Source organism: Streptomyces sp. NPDC001443 (genome assembly GCF_053597355.1).
Genome location: NZ_JBSFIA010000029.1, coordinates 61107 through 80182 on the forward strand (window position 1 = coordinate 61107; position 19076 = coordinate 80182).

At 72.5% G+C, this 19076-nt stretch carries 17 protein-coding genes; 5 read left to right on the forward strand and 12 right to left on the reverse strand.

The window, feature by feature from the left end:
• Positions 1 to 54 precede the first annotated feature (54 nt).
• A complete protein-coding gene (locus ACWC24_RS27085) occupies positions 55 to 1521 on the reverse strand; it encodes a diaminobutyrate--2-oxoglutarate transaminase family protein (protein ID WP_450665485.1) in 1467 nt (488 codons plus the stop codon).
• A gap of 291 nt (positions 1522 to 1812) precedes the next feature.
• Between ACWC24_RS27085 and ACWC24_RS27090 the strand changes: the two genes are divergently transcribed.
• Complete coding sequence (locus ACWC24_RS27090; protein WP_450665486.1) at positions 1813 to 3039, forward strand: trypsin-like serine peptidase; 1227 nt, start codon at positions 1813 to 1815, stop codon at positions 3037 to 3039.
• A gap of 87 nt (positions 3040 to 3126) precedes the next feature.
• Here the strand turns inward: ACWC24_RS27090 and hflX are convergent, their stop codons facing one another.
• From hflX to miaA, 6 genes are all read right to left on the reverse strand, one after another.
• Positions 3127 to 4620, reverse strand: coding sequence for a GTPase HflX (gene hflX / locus ACWC24_RS27095; protein WP_450665487.1), 1494 nt, complete (start codon positions 4618 to 4620; stop codon positions 3127 to 3129).
• Between the two features lie 174 nt (positions 4621 to 4794).
• A complete protein-coding gene (locus ACWC24_RS27100) occupies positions 4795 to 6321 on the reverse strand; it encodes a M1 family metallopeptidase (protein ID WP_450665488.1) in 1527 nt (508 codons plus the stop codon).
• A 130-nt stretch (positions 6322 to 6451) separates the two neighbouring features.
• On the reverse strand, positions 6452 to 8638 hold the full coding sequence (locus ACWC24_RS27105) for a RelA/SpoT family protein (protein WP_450665489.1): 2187 nt from the start codon (positions 8636 to 8638) through the stop codon (positions 6452 to 6454).
• Positions 8639 to 8935: 297 nt separating this feature from the next.
• On the reverse strand, positions 8936 to 9829 hold the full coding sequence (gene dapF, locus ACWC24_RS27110) for a diaminopimelate epimerase (protein WP_450665490.1): 894 nt from the start codon (positions 9827 to 9829) through the stop codon (positions 8936 to 8938).
• A gap of 69 nt (positions 9830 to 9898) precedes the next feature.
• The gene (locus ACWC24_RS27115) at positions 9899 to 10402 is read right to left on the reverse strand and encodes a hypothetical protein (RefSeq protein ID WP_450665533.1); all 504 of its coding nucleotides are present in this window, start codon (positions 10400 to 10402) and stop codon (positions 9899 to 9901) included.
• A gap of 108 nt (positions 10403 to 10510) precedes the next feature.
• Entirely contained in the window at positions 10511 to 11449 is a 939-nt protein-coding gene (gene miaA / locus ACWC24_RS27120; protein ID WP_450665491.1) for a tRNA (adenosine(37)-N6)-dimethylallyltransferase MiaA, read from the reverse strand.
• A 125-nt stretch (positions 11450 to 11574) separates the two neighbouring features.
• On the opposite strand from miaA, the gene ACWC24_RS27125 reads away from it, so the two are divergent.
• Both ACWC24_RS27125 and ACWC24_RS27130 read left to right on the forward strand, forming a co-directional pair.
• Positions 11575 to 11865 carry a hypothetical protein gene (locus ACWC24_RS27125; protein WP_450665492.1) on the forward strand — a complete coding sequence of 97 codons (291 nt, stop codon included), beginning with the start codon at positions 11575 to 11577 and terminating at the stop codon, positions 11863 to 11865.
• A 25-nt stretch (positions 11866 to 11890) separates the two neighbouring features.
• Positions 11891 to 12163: an antitoxin gene (locus tag ACWC24_RS27130; protein ID WP_450665493.1), complete on the forward strand. Its 273-nt coding sequence runs from the start codon at positions 11891 to 11893 to the stop codon at positions 12161 to 12163.
• Positions 12164 to 12301: 138 nt separating this feature from the next.
• Here ACWC24_RS27130 and ACWC24_RS27135 read toward each other — a convergent pair whose 3' ends face one another.
• The 4 genes from ACWC24_RS27135 to ACWC24_RS27150 all read right to left on the reverse strand — a co-directional run bounded on the left by ACWC24_RS27135 (position 12302) and on the right by ACWC24_RS27150 (position 16551).
• A complete protein-coding gene (locus tag ACWC24_RS27135; protein WP_450665494.1) occupies positions 12302 to 13015 on the reverse strand; it encodes a class III extradiol dioxygenase subunit B-like domain-containing protein in 714 nt (237 codons plus the stop codon).
• Between the two features lie 128 nt (positions 13016 to 13143).
• The gene (gene miaB, locus ACWC24_RS27140) at positions 13144 to 14670 is read right to left on the reverse strand and encodes a tRNA (N6-isopentenyl adenosine(37)-C2)-methylthiotransferase MiaB (RefSeq protein WP_450665495.1); all 1527 of its coding nucleotides are present in this window, start codon (positions 14668 to 14670) and stop codon (positions 13144 to 13146) included.
• Between the two features lie 115 nt (positions 14671 to 14785).
• A complete protein-coding gene (locus ACWC24_RS27145; RefSeq protein ID WP_450665534.1) occupies positions 14786 to 15454 on the reverse strand; it encodes a response regulator in 669 nt (222 codons plus the stop codon).
• Between the two features lie 59 nt (positions 15455 to 15513).
• Positions 15514 to 16551 carry a HAMP domain-containing sensor histidine kinase gene (locus tag ACWC24_RS27150; protein ID WP_450665496.1) on the reverse strand — a complete coding sequence of 346 codons (1038 nt, stop codon included), beginning with the start codon at positions 16549 to 16551 and terminating at the stop codon, positions 15514 to 15516.
• A 175-nt stretch (positions 16552 to 16726) separates the two neighbouring features.
• Here ACWC24_RS27150 and ACWC24_RS27155 point away from each other — a divergent pair, with 175 nt between their 5' ends.
• Together ACWC24_RS27155 and ACWC24_RS27160 are read left to right on the forward strand one after the other, a co-directional pair.
• Positions 16727 to 17212 carry a cation:proton antiporter regulatory subunit gene (locus ACWC24_RS27155; protein ID WP_450665497.1) on the forward strand — a complete coding sequence of 162 codons (486 nt, stop codon included), beginning with the start codon at positions 16727 to 16729 and terminating at the stop codon, positions 17210 to 17212.
• Between the two features lie 2 nt (positions 17213 to 17214).
• Positions 17215 to 18462 carry a cation:proton antiporter gene (locus ACWC24_RS27160; RefSeq protein ID WP_450665498.1) on the forward strand — a complete coding sequence of 416 codons (1248 nt, stop codon included), beginning with the start codon at positions 17215 to 17217 and terminating at the stop codon, positions 18460 to 18462.
• 108 nt (positions 18463 to 18570) lie between these two features.
• On the opposite strand, the gene ACWC24_RS27165 is transcribed toward ACWC24_RS27160, so the two are convergent.
• On the reverse strand, positions 18571 to 18978 hold the full coding sequence (locus tag ACWC24_RS27165; RefSeq protein ID WP_450665499.1) for a pyrophosphohydrolase domain-containing protein: 408 nt from the start codon (positions 18976 to 18978) through the stop codon (positions 18571 to 18573).
• Between the last annotated feature and the right edge of the window lie 98 nt (positions 18979 to 19076).

Sequence of the window (19076 nt, forward strand, 5' to 3'; positions counted from 1 at the left end):
CCCGGCACGCCCGGCACGGAACACCGGCCGCACGGGTGAGCCGTTGGTCGCTCGCTACCCCGCGCGTTCGGCGCGGTCGCCCTGACGCGGTCGGCGGCCCCGTGGCACCGGCGCCCGGTCCGGCGTCCCGCGCTCCCTTGCCGCCGACGCCACCGCGTCGGCCAGGCGATCGAGGACGGCGGAGGCCTGGTCGTCGGTGATGGTCAGCGGCGGAAGCAGGCGCACGACACTGGAGTGACGGCCGCCGAGTTCGACGATCAGGCCGCGTCTCAGGCACTCCCGCTGGACGGCGGCCGCGAGTTCGGGGGCCGCCGGGCGCGGCCCGCTCGCGGATGCGACTCCGCCCCCGTCCCCGCCCCCGTCCCCTCCCCGGTCTCCGTCTGTCTCTGCCTCAGCCTCTGCTTCTGCGTCCACCAGTTCGACGCCGATCATCAGCCCGCGCCCCCGCACGTCCCCGATGCACGGAAACTCCCGGGCCAGGTCCCGAAGTCGGGCCAGCATGCGCGAACCGAGGGTGGCCGCCCGTTCGGCGAGGTGGTGTTCGCGGACGTAGCGAAGGGTCGCGGTGCCCGCGGCCATGGCGAGTTGGTTGCCTCGGAAGGTGCCTGCGTGGGCGCCGGGTTCCCAGACGTCGAGGTCGTCGCGGTAGACCACGACAGCCAGGGGGAGGCTGCCGCCGATGGCCTTCGAGAGCACCATCACGTCGGGGGTGACACCGCTGTGCTCCACGGCCCAGAAGGCGCCGGTCCGGCCGACTCCGGTCTGGATCTCGTCGGCGATCAGCGCGATGGACCGGTCGGCGGTGATCTGCCGCATGCGCCGCAGCCAGGTGTCCGGCGCGGGGATCACCCCGCCCTCGCCCTGGACGGGTTCGAGGATCATCCCGGCGGGCTGCCGCACCCCCGACTTGGGGTCGTCGAGGACGGATTCGGTCCAGCGGGCGGCGAGTTCGGCGCCGCTCGGACCGCCGACGCCGAACGGGCAGCGGTAGTCCTGCGGATAGGGCAGGCGGGTGACGCGGACGTCACAGGCCCCACCGGACGCGGCGAGGGCTCCGGCCGTCATGCCGTGGTAGGCGCCGGTGAAGGCGAGGACGCCGGAGCGGCCGGTCGCGGCCCGTACGAGCTTGAGCGCGGCCTCTACCGCGTCCGTGCCGGCCGGCCCGCAGAACTGCACGCGGGCGCGGTCGGCGAGTCCGGGGGGCAGGTTGTGGAACAGCTCGGTGACGAATGCGTCCTTGACGGGGGTCGCCAGGTCCAGGACGTGCAGCGGCGCGCCCGAGTCGAGAACCCTGCGGATCGCGTCCAGGACGACCGGATGGTTGTGCCCCAGGGCGAGGGTCCCGGCGCCGGAGAGACAGTCGAGATAGCGGCGGCCGTCGGCGCCTTCGATGGTCAGCCCGCGGGCCCGCACCGGCACGATCGGAAGGGCGCGTGCGTAGGTGCGCGCCGCCGACTCGCGTGCCGACTGCCGCCGCAGGATTCCCTCGGCCACCGCCACGGCTCCCACTCCTCCCCGCATGCCCCCGCGCAGTCCCCACCGGTAACAACCGCGGACCGCCCGCCGGGTTACGGCCCGCTTCAAGATCATTGCCGTGCCGGGTCCTGCGAGGAGGGGACAGCCAGGCGTGAAAGCCGGGCGCGAAAGGCCGCCGATTCGGCAGCTCCCCCGACGACCGGGCAGGTCACATGCCTTGTAGCCGAACCGTTGCCGATCCGTCGGCGCTCCCCCACAGCGACCGCATAGTGTGTGTTGCCGTTCCCACGGCGTGCGCCACACGCCAAGTCGTTTCCGTTCAGGGGGAGTCAGACCATGCGATCCATACGGCCGTCGTTCACCGCTCGACGTGGAGGGAAGGCGCGCCGCAGGATCTCCCCCGTGCCGGCCGCCGTCGCCCTGGCCTCGGCGCTGGCGCTCACCGCCACCGCGTGCTCGTCGGGCGGGACGGACGCCGGGATCCAGGCGTCCGCGTCGGCCTCCGCGACCTCCGGCGGCGACGACAAGATCAAGATCCCGGACGACATCAGGGACAAGCTCAAGAAGCACGGGATCGACATCGACAAGTGGAAGGGCGGCGCCTGGAAGAAGTGGGACAAGGACGACTGGCTGCGCGAGGCGCAGGACTACGTCAACCCGATCATCGAGGGGCTGTGGAGTTCGGACCGGATGCGGGGCGCCGACGACCCCGACCAGGGCGTGGACGAGAACGACCTCTCGGGTGACCAGGGCGTGACCGACCCGACGCCCGCTCCCGTGCGGGCCACGTCGGTGGCGCCCGAGTACCACGCCAACGCCCCGGAGGCGGGCAAGGTGTTCTTCGACTCCCCGGAGGGCACGATGGTCTGCTCGGCGACGGTCGTGCAGGATCCGGCCCATCCCGGCAAGTCCAACCTGGTGTGGACGGCGGGCCACTGCGTGCACGCCGGCAAGAAGGGCGGCTGGTACCGCAACCTCGCGTTCGTGCCGTCGTACAACAACTCGGGTGACACGGCGGAGCAGTTGAAGACCGCGCCCAAGGAGGAGGTCGCTCCCTACGGCGTGTGGTGGGCCGACTGGGCCCAGACCTCGGACCAGTGGATCGACGGGGGCGGTCCCACGGGCGGCGACGGAGCCCCGTACGACTACGCCGTCATCCATGTGACGCCGGAGAAGGGCGGCACGGGCAAGTCCCTGGAGGAGACGGTCGGTTCGGCGCTCCCGGTGAACTTCGACGCCCCGGCCGTGCCGAAGGTGAGGAGCATCACGGCGACGGGCTTCCCGGCGGCGCCGCCGTACGACGGTCAGACGCTCTACCGGTGCCAGGACAAGCCGGGTCGGCTGTCGATCAACACGTCGGACCCGACGATGTACCGGATCGGGTGCACGATGACCGGTGGCTCCTCGGGCGGCGGCTGGGTCGCGACCGGTGCGGACGGCAAGCCCGCGCTGGTGTCCAACACCTCGATCGGCCCGGTGACGGCCGGCTGGCTGGCGGGTCCCCGGCTGGGCCCGGTGGCCAAGAAGGTGTACGACTCGGTCAGCGACAAGTTCGCCCACTAGCCACTGGCCACTGGCTATTGGCTCGTCGTGCGCGAAGGCCCGCCCCCTCGGAGAACGCCTCCAGGGGGCGGGCCTTCACTCAGTCGGTCAGAGTGCGGGAGCGGGCACGTACGGCGCGAGGTCCGCCGCGAGCTCCTCGTGCACCCGGGCCTTGAGCAGGGTGCCCTCCGGGGTGTGCTCCTCGGAGATCACCTCGCCCTCGGAGTGGGTGCGGGCGACCAGCTTGCCGTGCGTGTACGGCACGAGCGCCTCGATCTCGACCGAGGGCCGGGGCAGCTCGTTGTCGATCAGCGCGAGCAGCTCCGCGATGCCTCGGCCGGTACGGGCCGAGACGGCGATGGAACGCTTCTCGATCCGCATCAGCCGCTGGAGCGTCAGCGGGTCGGCCGCGTCGGCCTTGTTGATCACGACGATCTCGGGCACCTGGGTGGCGCCGACGTCCCGGATCACCTCGCGCACGGCGGCCAGCTGCTCCTCCGGGTTCGGGTGCGAGCCGTCCACCACGTGCAGGATCAGGTCGGCGTCGCCGACCTCCTCCATGGTGGAGCGGAACGCCTCGACCAGGTGGTGCGGCAGGTGCCGGACGAACCCGACGGTGTCGGCCAGCGTGTACAGCCGACCGCTCGGGGTCTCGGCCCGGCGCACGGTCGGGTCCAGGGTCGCGAACAGGGCGTTCTCGACCAGGACGCCGGCGCCCGTGAGACGGTTGAGCAGCGAGGACTTCCCGGCGTTGGTGTAGCCCGCGATGGCGACGGACGGCACCTTGTTGCGGCGTCGCTCCTGCCGCTTGATCTCACGGCCGGTCTTCATCTCCGCGATCTCCCGGCGCATCTTCGCCATCTTCTCGCGGATCCGGCGCCGGTCCGTCTCGATCTTGGTCTCACCGGGACCACGGGTGGCGAGGCCGCCGCCCTTGCCGCCGCCCATCTGGCGGGACAGCGACTGACCCCAGCCGCGCAGCCTGGGCAGCATGTACTGCATCTGCGCGAGCGCGACCTGCGCCTTGCCCTCTCGGGACTTCGCGTGCTGGGCGAAGATGTCGAGGATCAGGGCCGTACGGTCGATGACCTTGACCTTGACGACGTCCTCGAGGTGGATCAGCTGACCCGGGCTGAGCTCACCGTCGCAGATGACAGTGTCCGCGCCCGTCTCGAGGACGATGTCGCGCAGCTCCTGGGCCTTGCCGGAGCCGATGTAGGTGGCCGCGTCGGGCTTGTCGCGGCGCTGGATGACGCCGTCGAGCACGAGCGCTCCCGCGGTCTCCGCGAGCGCGGCGAGCTCCGCGAGGGAGTTCTCCGCGTCGGTCACGGTTCCGGTGGTCCAGACACCGACGAGCACGACCCGCTCCAGGCGGAGCTGGCGGTACTCGACCTCGGTGACGTCCTCGAGCTCGGTGGAGAGACCGGCCACGCGGCGCAGGGCCGCGCGCTCGGAGCGGTCGAACTGATCGCCGTCCCGGTCCCCGTCGATCTCGTGGCTCCAGGCGACGTCCTCTTCCATCAGGGCATCGGCCCGAAGACCTTCGGGGTAGGCGTGCGCGAAGCGCTTGGTGTCCTGGGAAAAGGAAGAAGAGGAGGTCATTGGATCCTTACGTCGGTCGTGATTCGGGTTCGGCGACGGAGCGCGATCCGTCACACCTCACAACGTTCGAGTACCCCGGGAGATTCCCGGCCACTCGTGACACGGAGGGCGGACCGCCGGGGCGCGCCGCCGGCCCGTCGATGGTCGCACGGGACGAGCCGTGCCGTCACCGTGTTATCGCGCGCTGTGCCGGCCGGTGCGCGCGGGGGCGGGGGCGGAGGCCGGGGCGGTGGACTTCCAGTCCGGGTGGCCAGGCATCGGCGGGGTCTTCTTCCCGTAGAGCCACGCCCTGAAGAACCCGGTCAGGTCGCGTCCCGCAACGCTCGAGGCGAGGCGTACGAATTCGGCGGTGGTGACGGTGCCGTCCCGGTGGGTCTGCGCCCAGATCCGCTCCAGGCGCTCGAAGCGCTCGCGGCCGATCTCCTGGCGCAGCGCGTAGAGGGCGAGGGCGGCGCCGTCGTAGATGTTGGGCCGGAAGATGCCGATCTTCTGACCGGGGTCGGGCCGCTTGGGGGCCGCGGGCGGTCCGCCGGCCGCGCGCCAGTGGTCGGAGGCGGTGTAGGCCGCCTTCATCCGCGCCTCCATCGGCTTGTGCGCCTTCTCCTGCGCGTAGAGGGACTCGTACCAGGTGGCGTGTCCTTCGTTGAGCCACACGTCCGACCAGGTGCGCGGGGTGACGCTGTCGCCGAACCACTGGTGGGACAGCTCGTGCACCATGACCGACTCGACGTACCACTTGGGGTAGGCGGGATCGGTGAACACGTTTCGTTCGAAGAGGGAGAGCGTCTGTGTCTCCAGTTCGAAGCCGGTGGAGGCCTGGGCCATGAGCAGGCCGTAGGTCTCGAAGGGGTAGGGCCCGACCTTGCTCTCCATCCAGGCGATCTGGTCGGGCGTCTTCTTGAGCCACGGTTCGAGCACGGCGCGGTCCTTGGTGGGGACGACGTCCCGGACGGGCAGTCCGTGCGGCCCCCGGCGGTGCAGGACGCTGGAGCGGCCGATGGACACCTGGGCGAGCTCGGTCGCCATGGGGTGCTGGGTGCGGTAGGTCCAGGTGGTCGACCCGCCCACCCGTTCGACCCCGGTGGGGATCCCGTTGGCGACGGCGGTGTAGGCGTTGGGCGCGGTGACCCGGATGGTGAACATCGCCTTGTCGGACGGGTGGTCGTTGGACGGGAACACCAGGTGGGCGGCGTCGGCCTGGTTGGCCATGGCGAGTCCGTCCGCGGTCCGCACCCAGCCGCCGTCCCGGCCCTTGACGGGCCGGGGATCGCTGGTGTGCCGCACGGTGATGCGCATCCAACTGCCCGCGGGCAGCGGTGTCTCGGGAGTGATCACCAGGTCGTCGCCGGCGGTGGTGAAGGAGGCGGGCACGTCGTCGATCTCGACCGAGCGGACCGTGCCGTGGGCGAAGTCGAGGTTGACGCGGTCCAGCGAGGCGGTCGTCCAGGCGTCGATGGTGGTGACGGCCTGGAGGGGCTTGTCGTTGCGGCCGGGATAGGTGAAGGAGAGGTCGTACGACGCCACGTCGTAGCCGGGGTTGCCCAGGTACGGGAAGATGCGGTCGCCGACGCCGAGCGGGGCCGGCGGGGCGCTCGCGGCGACGAGGCAGACGGAGACGGCCGAGGCGAGCAGTGCTGCCGTCAGCCGTCGGGGGGCCCGGGTACGCGGCCGGGAAGCCCGGTTGCGGAGGGTGTGCGACATGCACCACGGCTACCAGCGCATGCATGCACTCTGGTGACGGCGCGCGTCGAACCCACCCGAACGGGTAATTCAGGCGCACTCATGGTGCGGTGAGGCGCGACGAGGTGCGGTGGGGCGCGGCCGGGTGTGCTCAGATCGCCGGCGCGTGATGCTGCGCGCGGCTCACGTCGAACACGCCAGGCACGTTGCGCATCGCCCGCATCAGGGCGGGCAGGTGGGCCGCGTCGGCGAGTTGCAGGGTGTAGGTGTGGCGTACGCGCTGCTGGCTCGGGGGTTCCACGGTCGCGGAGACGATCTCGGCGCCTTCCTGGGCGATGACCTCGGTGAGGTCGGCCAGGAGGTGGGGGCGGCCGAACGATTCAGCGACCAGGGTGACCCGGCACGCGGTGGTGTCCCCCCAGTGCACGCCCGTTTCGGGACGTCCCGCGTCCTTCATGCGCGTCACCCCGGCGCACTCCACGCGGTGCACGGTCACCACTCCTCCGCGCACGGCGAAGCCGGTGACCTCGTCGGGCGGTACGGGCGTACAGCAGCCGGCCAGTCGTACGGTCGCGCCGGGCAGGTCGACCACCGCACTCGCGGCGGGGCGGGACCCGCCCCCGGTGCCGGCCGGTCCGCCGTCCGCGCCTCCCGCCGCTTCGGCCGCTCGTGCCGCGCCCCCGGCGTCGGCCTCGTCGCGGATCTCCGTGTCGTCGTCCTCGCTCACCGGGTGCGTGGCGAGCCAGCGTTGGATGGCGATCCGGGCGGCGGGCGTGTGCGCGTGCTCCAGCCACTTCCTCGAGGGCTCGGAGGCCGGGTCCTGGCCCATGAGCAGTTGGACGGTGTCACCGTCCTTCAGGACCGTGCTCAGCGTCGCCAGCCGACCGTTGACGCGGGCGCCGATGCACGCGTGCGCGTCCTCGCCGTACTGCGCGTACGCGGCGTCGACGCAGCTGGCTCCCTCGGGCAGGCCGAGCGCGCCGCCGTCGGGCCGGAAGACGGTGATCTCACGGTCCTGGGCGAGGTCCTCGCGCAGGGTGGACCAGAAGGTGTCGGGGTCGGGTGCGGCCTCCTGCCAGTCCAGGAGACGGGAGAGCCAGCCGGGCCGGGTGGGGTCGACGCGCTCGCCGTCGATCACGGCCTGCTCCTCCGAGGGCGGAGCGTACGGATTGCCGAGCGCGACGACCCCGGCCTCGGCGACCTTGTGCATCTGGTGGGTGCGGATGAGGACTTCGACGACCTGGCCGTCCCCGCGGGCCACGGCGGTGTGCAGCGACTGGTACAGGTTGAACTTGGGGACGGCGATGAAGTCCTTGAACTCCGAGACGACGGGCGTCATGCAGGTGTGCAGTTCACCGAGTACGGCGTAGCAGTCGGCGTCCTCGTTGACGAGGACCAGCAGCCGGCCGAAGTCGGCGCCGCGCAGTCGGCCGCGCTTGCGGGCGACGCGGTGCACGGAGACGAAGTGCCGTGGCCGGATGAGGACTTCGGCCTGGATGTCGGCCTCGCGCAGGACCCCGCGTACCTCGTGGGCGATCTCGGCGAGCGGGGCGTCGGGGCGGGCCGCGTCCTCGCTGATCAGTTCGCGGGTGTGCCGGTACTCCTCGGGGTGGAGGATCGCGAAGACGAGGTCCTCCAGTTCGGTCTTGAGCGCCTGGACGCCGAGCCGCTCGGCGAGCGGGATGAGGACGTCCCGGGTGACCTTGGCGATGCGGGCCTGTTTCTCGGGGCGCATGACGCCGAGGGTGCGCATGTTGTGCAGCCGGTCGGCGAGTTTGATCGACATCACGCGGACGTCGCTGCCGGTGGCGACGAGCATCTTGCGGAAGGTCTCGGGCTCGGCGGCGGCGCCGTAGTCGACCTTCTCCAGCTTCGTGACGCCGTCGACGAGGTAGCGCACCTCCTCGCCGAACTCCTCGCGCACCTGGTCGAGCGTGACCTCGGTGTCCTCGACGGTGTCGTGGAGCAGCGAGGCCGTCAACGTCGTGGTCTCGGCGCCGAGTTCGGCGAGGATGAGGGTCACGGCGAGCGGGTGGGTGATGTACGGCTCACCGCTCTTGCGCATCTGGCCGCGGTGCGAGGACTCCGCGAGCACGTAGGCGCGGCGCAGTGCTTCCAGGTCTGCGTCGGGATGGTGGGCGCGGTGCGCCTCGGCGACATGGCTGATCGCGTCGGGCAGCCGGTCACGGGAGGCGGGGCCGAGCAGGGCGGCCCGGCCGAGGCGGCGCAGGTCGATCCGGGGGCGGGCCCTCCGGCGCGGCGCGACGGGCGCCGCGGGAACGGCGACGGCCGGCGTCACCGGGCCTGGGGTCGCGGGGTTCGTGGCCTCCGCACTCATGGGCACCTCCGGCTGCGTGGACCGGCGGACGGGTGCCCCAGGGCGGGCACGGCTCGGGGGACGACTACGGTCCCCCGTCCGAACCGGTGCTTGATGCTACCGAGCCCACCACGTGCGGCCGACCGTCTCTCGCCGAGCGTGAAACGGATCACCCATTCGAGCGATGAAAACGAGGTTTACGCTTTCCCGCCAAGCGAGTTGAGGTCGGCCGTGCTTTCGTACGTACGTCTGTCGCTCAAGTGGACACATCGTGCCCGCGACGGGTTCCGCGGCTGGGATGCCAAGCCCGCCACTCGCTCAGCGAACCGCGTTTTCCAGCCAGTCCGAGTCGATCTCGCCTTCGGCGACGATCACCGCGGGACCGGTCATCTCGATCTCTCCGTCGGGCCGCTCGGTGATCAGCAGCCGCCCGCCGAGCACGTCGACGGCGTACGTCGCCGGAGTTCCGGTCACGGCCGGGTCGGCGCCGTCCCTGCGGGCGGCCGCCACGGCGACGGCGCAGGCGCCCGTGCCGCACGAGCGGGTCTCGCCGACGCCGCGCTCGTGGACGCGCATCGCCACGTGGCCCGGGCCTCGGTCGGCCACGAACTCGACGTTCACCCCGTGCGGGTAGGCGGAAGCGGGGTGGAACGGCGGCCGGGTGTGGAGGTCACCGGCGTGCGCGAGGTCGTCGACGAAGGCGACCGCGTGCGGGTTGCCCATGTTCACGTTCCGCGCGGGCCAGCTGCGCTCGCCGACGGTCACGGTGACGTCCCCGTCGGGGAGGACCGCCTTGCCCATGCCGACGGTGATGTCGCCCGCGGCCGGACCGCCGTCGGCCGTCGCCTTGGCGATGTGCACCGTCTTCACGCCCCCGCGCGTGGCCACCGCGAGGTCGCCCTCGGTGACCAGGCCGGCGTGCTGGAGATAGCGGGCGAACACCCGTACGCCGTTGCCGCACATCTCGACGGTCGAGCCGTCGCCGTTGCGGTAGTCCATGAACCACTCGGCCTCGGCCGCCATGGACCTGGCCTCCGGGTGCGCGGCGGACCGCACCACGTGCAGCAGGCCGTCGCCGCCGATGCCCGCGCGGCGGTCGCACAGGGCGGCCACGACGGCCGCGGGCAGGTCGATGACGTTGTCGGGGTCCGGGACGATCACGAAGTCGTTCTCGGTGCCGTGACCCTTGAGGAAGGCGATCCGCGAGCTCATCCCTCGATCGTACGGGGTGGGCGTGCCACTCCGACGGCGGCAGGAGGGCCGCCCGCCGGGGACGGCGGGTCAGCGCAGCCGGGCGACCCGCCAGACGGCGAGGACCACGACCGCTGCGACCAGCACCGCGTACATGAGCACCATCCGCCAGTCGGGCCGGCGTCCGGAGCCCCGGGCGGGCAGTCCGGGCCAGGTGTGTCCGACCCGGAGGGCGGCCATCATGCCCCAGCCGGCCGCGCAGGAGGAGATCAGCAGGCCGAGCATGGCGATCACCGCGCCGCTGTCGCCGAAGTCGAAGGCCAGCGGGAAGGCGAACATCAGGGAGCCGGTCGCGGCCAGGGCCACGATGGGCGCGAGCTGCCAGATGCGCAGCCGACGCTGCGGACGCAGCTCGACCTCGACCTCGGGTCCGCTCGCGAACATCTCCTCGGGCTCGGGACCGTCGGCGGTCACACCGCCCTGGATCTCGTCGGGGCCGTCGGGACTCAGCCGATCCACTTCCTGCTCCGCATCACCACGGTCGATGATGACGGGCTCGGTGTCTCGTGCGGTGTCGCGAGGGCCGGCCTCCATCGCCACGCGCCCTCCCAACTCGGACTCCACTTGGTCGATCGAAGCTCGATGATGGCATGACGCAACAGGCCTGGATGACGGCCTGGGCGTCCCGATGCCATCACGTGATCAGGCTGTAACCGGTCGTTCGACCAACGCCATCGCAAGCTGGGGAAGTTCTGTGAAATCCGCCGCAGCCCCACTCAACCAGTGCACCCGCGGATCGCGCCTGAACCATGAATCCTGACGGCGCGCGAAGCGTTTGGTGGCACGGACGGTCTCCGCCCGCGCCTCGTCGTCCGTGCACTCCCCCGCGAGCGCCGCGAGCACCTGCTGGTAGCCGAGCGCACGCGACGCCGTACGCCCCTCGCGCAGGCCGCGCGCCTCCAGCGCGCGGACCTCGTCCACGAGCCCCGCCTCCCACATCCGGTCGACCCGGCGCGCGATGCGCTCGTCGAGCTCGGGGCGGGCCACGTCGACGCCGATCTGCACGGTGTCGTAGACGGAGTCGTGACGGGGGAGGTTGGCGGTGAAGGGCCGGCCTGTGATCTCGATCACCTCCAGGGCCCGCACGATACGACGCCCGTTGCCGGGCAGGATCGCCCGGGCCGCCTCGGGGTCGGCCGCGGCCAGCCGGGCGTGCAGCGCGCCGGAGCCGCGCAGGGTCAGCTCCTCCTCCAGACGGGCCCTGACCTCGGGGTCGGTGCCGGGGAACTCCAGGTTGTCGACGGCACCGCGCACGTACAGGCCGGAGCCGCCGACCAGGATCGGCCAGCGCCCCTCGGCGAGCAGCGCGTCGATCCGCTCCCGGGCGAGCCGCTGGTACTCGGCGACCGAGGCCGTGACGGTCACGTCCCAGACGTCGAGGAGGTGGTGGGGGACGCCGCCGCGCTCCCGCTGCGTCAGTTTGGCGGTACCGATGTCCATCCCCTGGTAGAGCTGCATGGAGTCGGCGTTGACGACCTCGCCGCCGAGCCGCTGGGCCAGGAAGACGCCCAGATCGGACTTTCCGGCCGCGGTGGGTCCGACGACGGCGATGACTCGGGGGGCGAGGGGTGCGCTGCTCACCGCACCAGTCTCGCAAACCTCGCGACCCGCCCTCGAACGAGTTACGCGACGGCCCCCGGACGGCACGATCGGACGGCACCGGGTGACGCGGCGTTTCGTCCGCGCGAGTAACGTATGGAGTTGATATGGGTGCTTTTGCTCGACTTCTTTGGAGGTCGAAAGCCACGGAGGAGGCCACGGCGAAGGTCGCGGGCCGGGCCACCGAGGAGGCCGGCAGGGAGTCGGCGGTCGCCGAGGAGCGGACCGAGGCGACCGCGCCCGGTCCCGAGGTGGCGGCGCCCGCCGGATCGGCGGGGGCGGACGGGGACGCGGGCGTCACCGTCGCCGTTGCCGTGGCCGACCCCGTCGGGATCCCGAAGCAGCCGTCCGCCGAGGACGTGGCCGACCGTGCGGCGGGCGAGGGCGCCCGCCGGTGACCGCGCCGTGAGGGAAGGTGACCCCATGGGTCTGAAGGACAGTTTCAAGGCCAAGATCGCCCCGGCGAAGGACAAGGTCTCCGACCTCGCGCATCAGCACGGGGGCAAGATCACCCACGGTCTGGACAAGGCCGCGAAGGTGGTCGACGAGAAGACCAAGGGCAAGTACAGCGACAAGATCCAGACGGGCACGGGCAAGGCCAAGGGCGCCATGGACCGGCTCGCGCACAAGAAGGGCCCGGAGACGGCCGGCGGCGACCCCGCCACCCCGCCCGGGACACCTCCTCCGGCCTCCTGAGGCTCCGGGAACGCCCGGGACGGCACGGCGATCGGCGGACGGCCGCGCCGCATCGACGCTCGCCGCCGTCCGCCGATCGCCGTTCGTCGATCGCCGTCCGCCGTACGAGGTGGGCCCGGCCCGGCGCCCGTCAGCGCTCTACGACCACGCGGCGACCATGTACCCGACCCCGTAGGGCGCGTCCTCGTACAGCAGCGCGCCGGAGAGGCCCGCGTCCTCGGCCGCACCGGCCAGGACCTGCCAGGGAGCCCGGCCCGAGGCTTTGAGCTCGTACGCCAGCTCGGCGTCCAGCGCCTTGACGGCGGCGACGTCCGCCGCCCCCAGGGCACGCGCGGCCGCCGCGTCGAACGGCTCCGCCCGTGCGTCGAGATAGCCCGGTGCCTTCACCGTCCGGCACGCGCTGCCGTCGCCCATCACGAGCAGCGCGAGCCGCTCGCCGGCGGCGACGAGGCCCCGGCCGGCCTCGACGCAACGCTCGGGCGCCAGGGGCTCCCCGACGCCGAGTCCCTCGATCGGGGCGTCCGACCAGCCGGTCCGCTCCAGCAGCCACGCGGCCACGGCGAGGGAGGGCGGCAGCGGGCGCTCGCCGGGCGTTCCCCGGTCGCGGCCCAGTGTCACGTCGAGATCCACGCCGAAGCCGCGGAACGAGCCCCGCGCGCCCTCCGGGTAGGGGCCGCGTGCGACCTGGTCGGCGGGTCCGACGACCACGAGCCGGTCCGGCCGTGCGGCGGCGAGCAGTCCCAGCGCGTCCACGCAGGCGGCACGGGCGGCGTCCAGTTCGGACGCGGCGCCCGCGGCGACCTCGGGCACGAGCAGGGGCGGGGCGGGGCAGACTGCGGCGGCGACGAGCATGATCCGCAGGGTAGCCGAGCACTCACGGGGCCTGGCTGCTCCGCTGCACGACCGCCGCTTCCCGGCCGCGCCGCCTTCACGCCTCCCCGCCCTGCCGACCGACCGCCGTCCGAGCCCGCCCGCGGTGGTCAGTCGCAGCCGCAGCCGCTGCCCGTGGCGACCGGCAGCGGGGCCGGTGCGCCGATCTTCGGCAGCCCGAGCATGACGCCGGCCGGAGCCGCCTTCTCGGCGTTGCGCTTCTCCCAGGCGTCCCCCGCGCGCGTGCGCCGCACGTCGAGCGTGGGTCCCTCGGCGAGGAGGTGGTGTGGGGCCGCGTACGTGATCTCGACCGTGACCACGTCACCGGGGCGGACCTCCTGGTCCGGCTTGGTGAAGTGGACCAGGCGGTTGTCGGGGGCGCGGCCGGACAGACGGTGGGTGGCACCGTCCTTGCGGCCCTCGCCCTCGGCGACCATCAGCTCCAGGACGCGGCCGACCTGCTTCTTGTTCTCGTCCCAGGAGATCTCCTCCTGGAGCGCGACGAGGCGCTCGTAGCGGGCCTGGACGACCTCCTTGGGGATCTGGTCGTCCATGGTGGCGGCCGGGGTGCCGGGGCGCTTGGAGTACTGGAACGTGAAGGCCGCCGAGAAGCGGGCCTCGCGGACGGCATGGAGGGTCTGCTCGAAGTCCTCCTCGGTCTCGCCGGGGAAGCCCACGATGATGTCGGTGGTGATCGCGGCGTGCGGGATGGCGGCGCGGACCTTCTCGATGATGCCGAGGTAACGGTCCTGGCGGTACGACCGGCGCATCGCCTTCAGGACCGTGTCCGAGCCGGACTGCATCGGCATGTGGAGCTGCGGCATCACGTTCGGGGTCTCGGCCATGGCGGCGATGACGTCGTCGGTGAAGTCGCGCGGGTGCGGGGAGGTGAAGCGGACGCGCTCCAGGCCCTCGATGCTCCCGCAGGCCCGCAGCAGCTTGCTGAAGGCCTCGCGGTCGCCGATGTCCGAGCCGTACGCGTTGACGTTCTGGCCGAGCAGGGTGATCTCGCTGACGCCCTCGCCGACCAGGGCCTCGATCTCGGCGAGGATGTCGCCGGTGCGTCGGTCCTTCTCCTTGCCGCGCAGCGCCGGAACGATGCAGAAGGTGCAGGTGTTGTTGCAGCCGACGGAGATCGACACCCAGGCCGCGTAGGCGCTCTCGCGCCGGGTCGGCAGCGTGGAGGGGAAGGCCTCCAGCGACTCGGCGATCTCGACCTGTGCCTCTTCCTGCACGCGGGCGCGCTCCAGCAGGACGGGCAGCTTGCCGATGTTGTGCGTGCCGAAGACGACGTCCACCCAGGGCGCCTTCTTCACGATGGTGTCGCGGTCCTTCTGCGCGAGGCAGCCGCCGACGGCGATCTGCATGCCGGGGCGCTTCGTCTTCATCGGCGCGAGGCGGCCGAGGTTGCCGTAGAGCCGGTTGTCGGCGTTCTCACGGACGGCGCAGGTGTTGAAGACGACGACGTCCGCGTCGCCGTCCGACCCCTCGGGCGCGCGCACGTAGCCGGCGTCTTCGAGCAGCCCGGACAACCGCTCGGAATCGTGGACGTTCATCTGGCACCCGTAGGTGCGGATCTCGTAACTCTTGGTTCCTTCGACGTCCACTGCGAGGCTCCGGTCGCTGCTGCTGGTCATGCCTCCAGAGTAGGCGGTGCCGACGACAGCCCCGCCCGGGTGTTCCGGGGCCGCCGCCCCCGCAGCCGTCGTCCCCGGGGGCTGCGCGTGGACGAGGTGAGGCGCCACGGGCCGGTCACGGGTCGATGAGGCCCGCCCGGATCGCGTACCGGGTGAGCTCCAGCCGGTCGCGCATCCCCAGCTTGTGCAGCAGGTTGGCCCGATGGCGCTCGACGGTCTTCGCGCTGATGAACAGCAGCTCGCCGATCTCCTTCGACGTGTGCCCCTCGGCCACGAGCTTGAGGATCTCCTCCTCGCGGTCGGTGACGACCCGCTCGGGCAGGCCGTCGCCGCGGTGCAGTCGCTCCAGGTAGGAGCGGACCAGTGCCCGTTCCGCGCCCGGGTAGACGAACGGTTCGTCGCGCACGGCCGCCCGGCAGGCCTCGACCAGGTCGCGGTCGGCCACGGACTTCAGGACGTAGCCGACGGCACCGGCCCTGAGCGTCTCGAAGAAGTACTGCTCGTTGTCGTACATCGTCAGGATCAGGATGCGCAGGCCGGGCAGTCGACGGGAGAGTTCGCGGGCCGCCTGGAGCCCGGTCATCCGGGGCATCGCGATGTCGAGGACGGCCAGGTCGATGTCTCCGGCGCGGGCCCGGGCCACCGCCTCGGCGCCGTCGCCCGCCTCGGCGACCACCGTGAGGTCCGGCTCGCTCTCCAGGATGAGGCGTACGCCACGTCGTACGAGCGTGTGGTCGTCGGCGAGCAGCACCCGGATCGGGGCGCCGGGCCGGGCCGGGGGCATCCGGGGCGGCGCGGACGTCTGGGACGTGGGAGGCGTCGGAGGCGTCGGGGCGTGGTGGCTCATCGGGGCACCCGCAGACGGATGTCGGTACCGCGTCCGGGCGCCGGTGTCAGGGACAACGTCGCGCCGATCAGCAGGGCCCTCTCTCGCATCCCGCGGATTCCGGCTCCCTCCCGCCCTTCCTCCAGGCCCGTGCCGTTGTCGCGTACGAGGAGTTCGACGCCGTCCGTGACGGGGTGCAGCCGGATCTCGGCCTGGTCGGCACCGGAGTGCCGGACGGTGTTGGTGAGGCCTTCCTGGGCGACCCGGTAGAGCACGAGCTCCGACTCCTCGGTCAGCGGGGGCAGCTCCCCGGCGACCCGATGGCTCACCGTCACGCCGGGCGTGCTGAACTCGGCGGCGAGCGCGCGCAGGGCACTGGCCAGGCCTAGTTCCTCCAGCACGCCGGGGCGCAGCCGAAGCGCGATGCGGCGGACCTCGTCGAGACCCGCCCGGGTCGCCTCCTGCGCCTGTCCCACCTCCGCGCGCAGCTCCTCGGGCACCCGGTCGGCGACCCGCTTGAGCTGGAGCAGGACCGCGGTCAGGGTCTGACCGACCTCGTCGTGCAGCTCCCGGGCGACGCGCCGGCGCTCGCGCTCCTGCGCGGACAGCGCCCGCGCGGCGCTGGTGGCGCGCTCGCGCTCCAGCCGGTCGAGCATCGTGTTGTACGTGGTGATCAGCGCCGCGGTCTCGGCGGGACCGGCGACGGGGGCCCGCGGTCCCGGACGCAGCAGGTCGGCGGTGGCCATCGCGTTGCCGAGCCGGCGCAGCGGGGCGAGCCCGATCCGCAGCACGGCGGCGTTGCCCACCAGGAGGGCCGCGAGCCCCACGGCGACGACCAGTGCCTCGCGCGGCAGCACCGGGGTCGACACGGTGACCGGTCCCAGCAGCAGCGCGGCGGCCACGGCCAGGCCCGTGGCGTTGAGCGAGAAGATCCGCCAGAACAGCGACAAGCTCCGGTACCCGCCTCTCGCCATCTCCGCCGACCCGCTCCCACCACCGGGGCCCACCAGCTTCTCCGCCCCGCGCCGTCCCCGTACATCCGTCATGACACCCATATCGCCACCGTACGGGCGAATGGCAGCATGGCGGCTCCGGGGTCCCGCGCACGATCCGTCCGCCGGGCGACCGACGGGACCCGCGACGAGGTCCGTCGCCGTCGGCGGGACCCTCGCCGAGGTCCGTCGCCGTCGGCAGGACGGTCGACAAGAACGATCAGCAAGGGGAAGAAACGTGTCTGCTCCACGCCTCCGGGCGACGCCGCTGCCGGGCATCGGGGTCCAGTACGACCTGGTGACGCGGGAACAGCGCCACCTGTCCGTGGTGGCACACCGCGACGGCACCCGCACGGTGAACATGTACCGCACGGACGACCCGGACTCCTGCGCCCACTCGCTGCGGCTGACCGGCGCGGAGGCCGGGACCCTGATCGACGCGCTGAAGCCCTCCCACCACAGTCCGAACCTGCTGTACACCACCGACCTGGGCCTGGTGGCCGAGCGCATCGAGATCGCGGCCGGCTCGTACTGGAACGGACGCCTGCTCGGCGAGACCCGGATGCGGACCGAGACCGGCGCGTCGATCGTGGCGGTGCTGCGGCGGGCCGGGGCCACCCCGTCCCCGGCGCCGGACTTCCGGCTGGCGGGCGGCGACACCCTCATCGTCATCGGCACCCGTGAGGGCGTCGACTCGGCGGCGGCCATCCTCGGACGGGAGTGAGTGTGCACTCAGCAGTCCTGCTGATCGAGTTCGGTTCCATCATCCTCGCGCTCGGCCTGCTCGGCCGGGCGGCCGCCCGCTTCCGTCTCTCGCCCATCCCGTTGTACCTGCTGGCCGGGCTCGCCTTCGGCGAGGGCGGGCTGCTGCCGCTCGGCGCGAGCGAGGAGTTCGTCGCCACCGGCGCCGAGATCGGCGTCATCCTGCTGTTGTTGATGCTGGGTCTGGAGTACTCGGCGAGCGATCTGGTCTCCAACCTCAAGGCGCACTACCCGTCCGGGCTGGTCGACTGCGCGCTCAACGCCCTGCCCGGCGCGGCGGCGGCCCTGCTGCTCGGCTGGGGCCCGGTGGCCGCGGTGGTGCTGGCGGGGGTCACCTGGATCTCGTCGTCCGGGGTGATCGCCAAGGTGCTCGGCGACCTCGGCCGGGTCGGCAACCGGGAGACCCCGGTGATCCTGAGCGTCCTGGTGCTGGAGGACCTGGCGATGGCGGTGTACCTGCCCATCGTCACCGCGCTGGTCGCCGGGGCGGGGCTGGCCGCCGGGAGCGTCACGCTGGCCGTCGCGCTGGGGGCCGCCGGGCTGGTGCTGTTCGTCGCGGTCCGCTACGGGCGGGTCGTCTCCCGCTTCGTCTCCAGCGACGACCCGGAGAAGCTGCTGCTCGTCGTACTGGGGCTGACCATCCTGGTGGCGGGCGTGGCGCAGCAGCTCCAGGTGTCGGCGGCGGTCGGCGCGTTCCTGGTCGGCATCGCGCTGTCCGGGGAGGCCGCGGAGGGCGCGCACACCCTGCTGAGTCCGCTGCGCGACCTGTTCGCCGCCGTCTTCTTCGTGTTCTTCGGTCTGCACACGGATCCGGCGAGCATCCCCCCGGTCCTGCTGCCCGCCCTCGTCCTCGCCGTCGTCACCGCGGCGACGAAGATCGCCACCGGGTACTGGGCGTCGTGGCGCGCGGGCATCTCGGTCAAGGGGCGCTGGCGGGCCGGTGGAGCGCTGGTGGCCCGCGGCGAGTTCTCGATCGTCATCGCGGGCCTGGCGGTCACGGCCGGCATCGAGCCGTCCCTGGGGCCGCTGGCCACGGCGTACGTCCTTCTGCTGGTCGTCCTCGGCCCGCTCACCGCGCGCTACACGGAGCCCCTCGCGACCTGGTGGAGCCGTCGCGGCGCAGGCCGGCGGGCGGCCCTGGACGAAGCGCCGCGCGCGACGGAGGGGACGGCGGCGGAAGAGGCCCGGACCGGGACCGCCGTGGGCGACTGAGCTCAGGGGAACCGGGCGCGGCGGGCCCCGGCGGGCGGGGCCCGCTCGGCGGGGAGACTGGCCGGCGGGGAGCCCGCTCAGCTAGGAGCCTGCCCGGCGGGGAGCGTCTCAGGCGGCGCCTTCGGGCACCCATCCCTGGCGGCGCAGCACGCCCGACACGTCCGGTGCCTCGTAGTGGTCGCCCTTCAGGACCTTGCCGTCCGCGCGGCGGGCGACCTGGCCGTCCGGGCCCAGCTTGGTCATGTTGGAGCGGTGGATCTCGGCGATCACCGCGTCGAGGTCGATGCCGTGGACGAGGGCCGTGCCGTACGCCACGTAGACGACGTCGGCCAGTTCGTGGGCGAGGCTGTCGAGCGGGCCGACGACCGAGACCTCGGCCACCTCGGCGGCCTCCTCCGCGAGCAGCTCGCCCCGGTGCGCGGCGAGCTGCTCGGACACCTGGGTCGGGACGCTGCGGGCGTCCAGTCCGAAGGCGCGGTGGAACTCACGGACCAGGTCGGCGGGCGAGGTGCTCATGCGCCCGACTGTACCGACCACCTCCGACGGTCCCGGCCGGCCGATCCCCGCCCCGGTCGCCTCCTGCCTTGTCCCCTCGGCCCCTGGCCAGCACCGCG

Coding starts and splice junctions, on each gene's coding strand:
- ACWC24_RS27150 (WP_450665496.1), bottom strand. CDS start 16,551: ATGGGTGTCATGACGGATGTACGGGGACGGCGCGGGGCGGAGAAGCTG.
- ACWC24_RS27115 (WP_450665533.1), bottom strand. CDS start 10,402: ATGGAGGCCGGCCCTCGCGACACCGCACGAGACACCGAGCCCGTCATC.
- dapF (WP_450665490.1), bottom strand. CDS start 9,829: ATGAGCTCGCGGATCGCCTTCCTCAAGGGTCACGGCACCGAGAACGAC.
- ACWC24_RS27100 (WP_450665488.1), bottom strand. CDS start 6,321: ATGTCGCACACCCTCCGCAACCGGGCTTCCCGGCCGCGTACCCGGGCC.
- ACWC24_RS27165 (WP_450665499.1), bottom strand. CDS start 18,978: ATGAGCACCTCGCCCGCCGACCTGGTCCGTGAGTTCCACCGCGCCTTC.
- miaB (WP_450665495.1), bottom strand. CDS start 14,670: ATGACCAGCAGCAGCGACCGGAGCCTCGCAGTGGACGTCGAAGGAACC.
- ACWC24_RS27085 (WP_450665485.1), bottom strand. CDS start 1,521: ATGCGGGGAGGAGTGGGAGCCGTGGCGGTGGCCGAGGGAATCCTGCGG.
- ACWC24_RS27145 (WP_450665534.1), bottom strand. CDS start 15,454: ATGCCCCCGGCCCGGCCCGGCGCCCCGATCCGGGTGCTGCTCGCCGAC.
- ACWC24_RS27090 (WP_450665486.1), top strand. CDS start 1,813: ATGCGATCCATACGGCCGTCGTTCACCGCTCGACGTGGAGGGAAGGCG.
- ACWC24_RS27105 (WP_450665489.1), bottom strand. CDS start 8,638: ATGAGTGCGGAGGCCACGAACCCCGCGACCCCAGGCCCGGTGACGCCG.
- ACWC24_RS27125 (WP_450665492.1), top strand. CDS start 11,575: ATGGGTGCTTTTGCTCGACTTCTTTGGAGGTCGAAAGCCACGGAGGAG.
- hflX (WP_450665487.1), bottom strand. CDS start 4,620: ATGACCTCCTCTTCTTCCTTTTCCCAGGACACCAAGCGCTTCGCGCAC.
- ACWC24_RS27135 (WP_450665494.1), bottom strand. CDS start 13,015: ATGCTCGTCGCCGCCGCAGTCTGCCCCGCCCCGCCCCTGCTCGTGCCC.
- ACWC24_RS27130 (WP_450665493.1), top strand. CDS start 11,891: ATGGGTCTGAAGGACAGTTTCAAGGCCAAGATCGCCCCGGCGAAGGAC.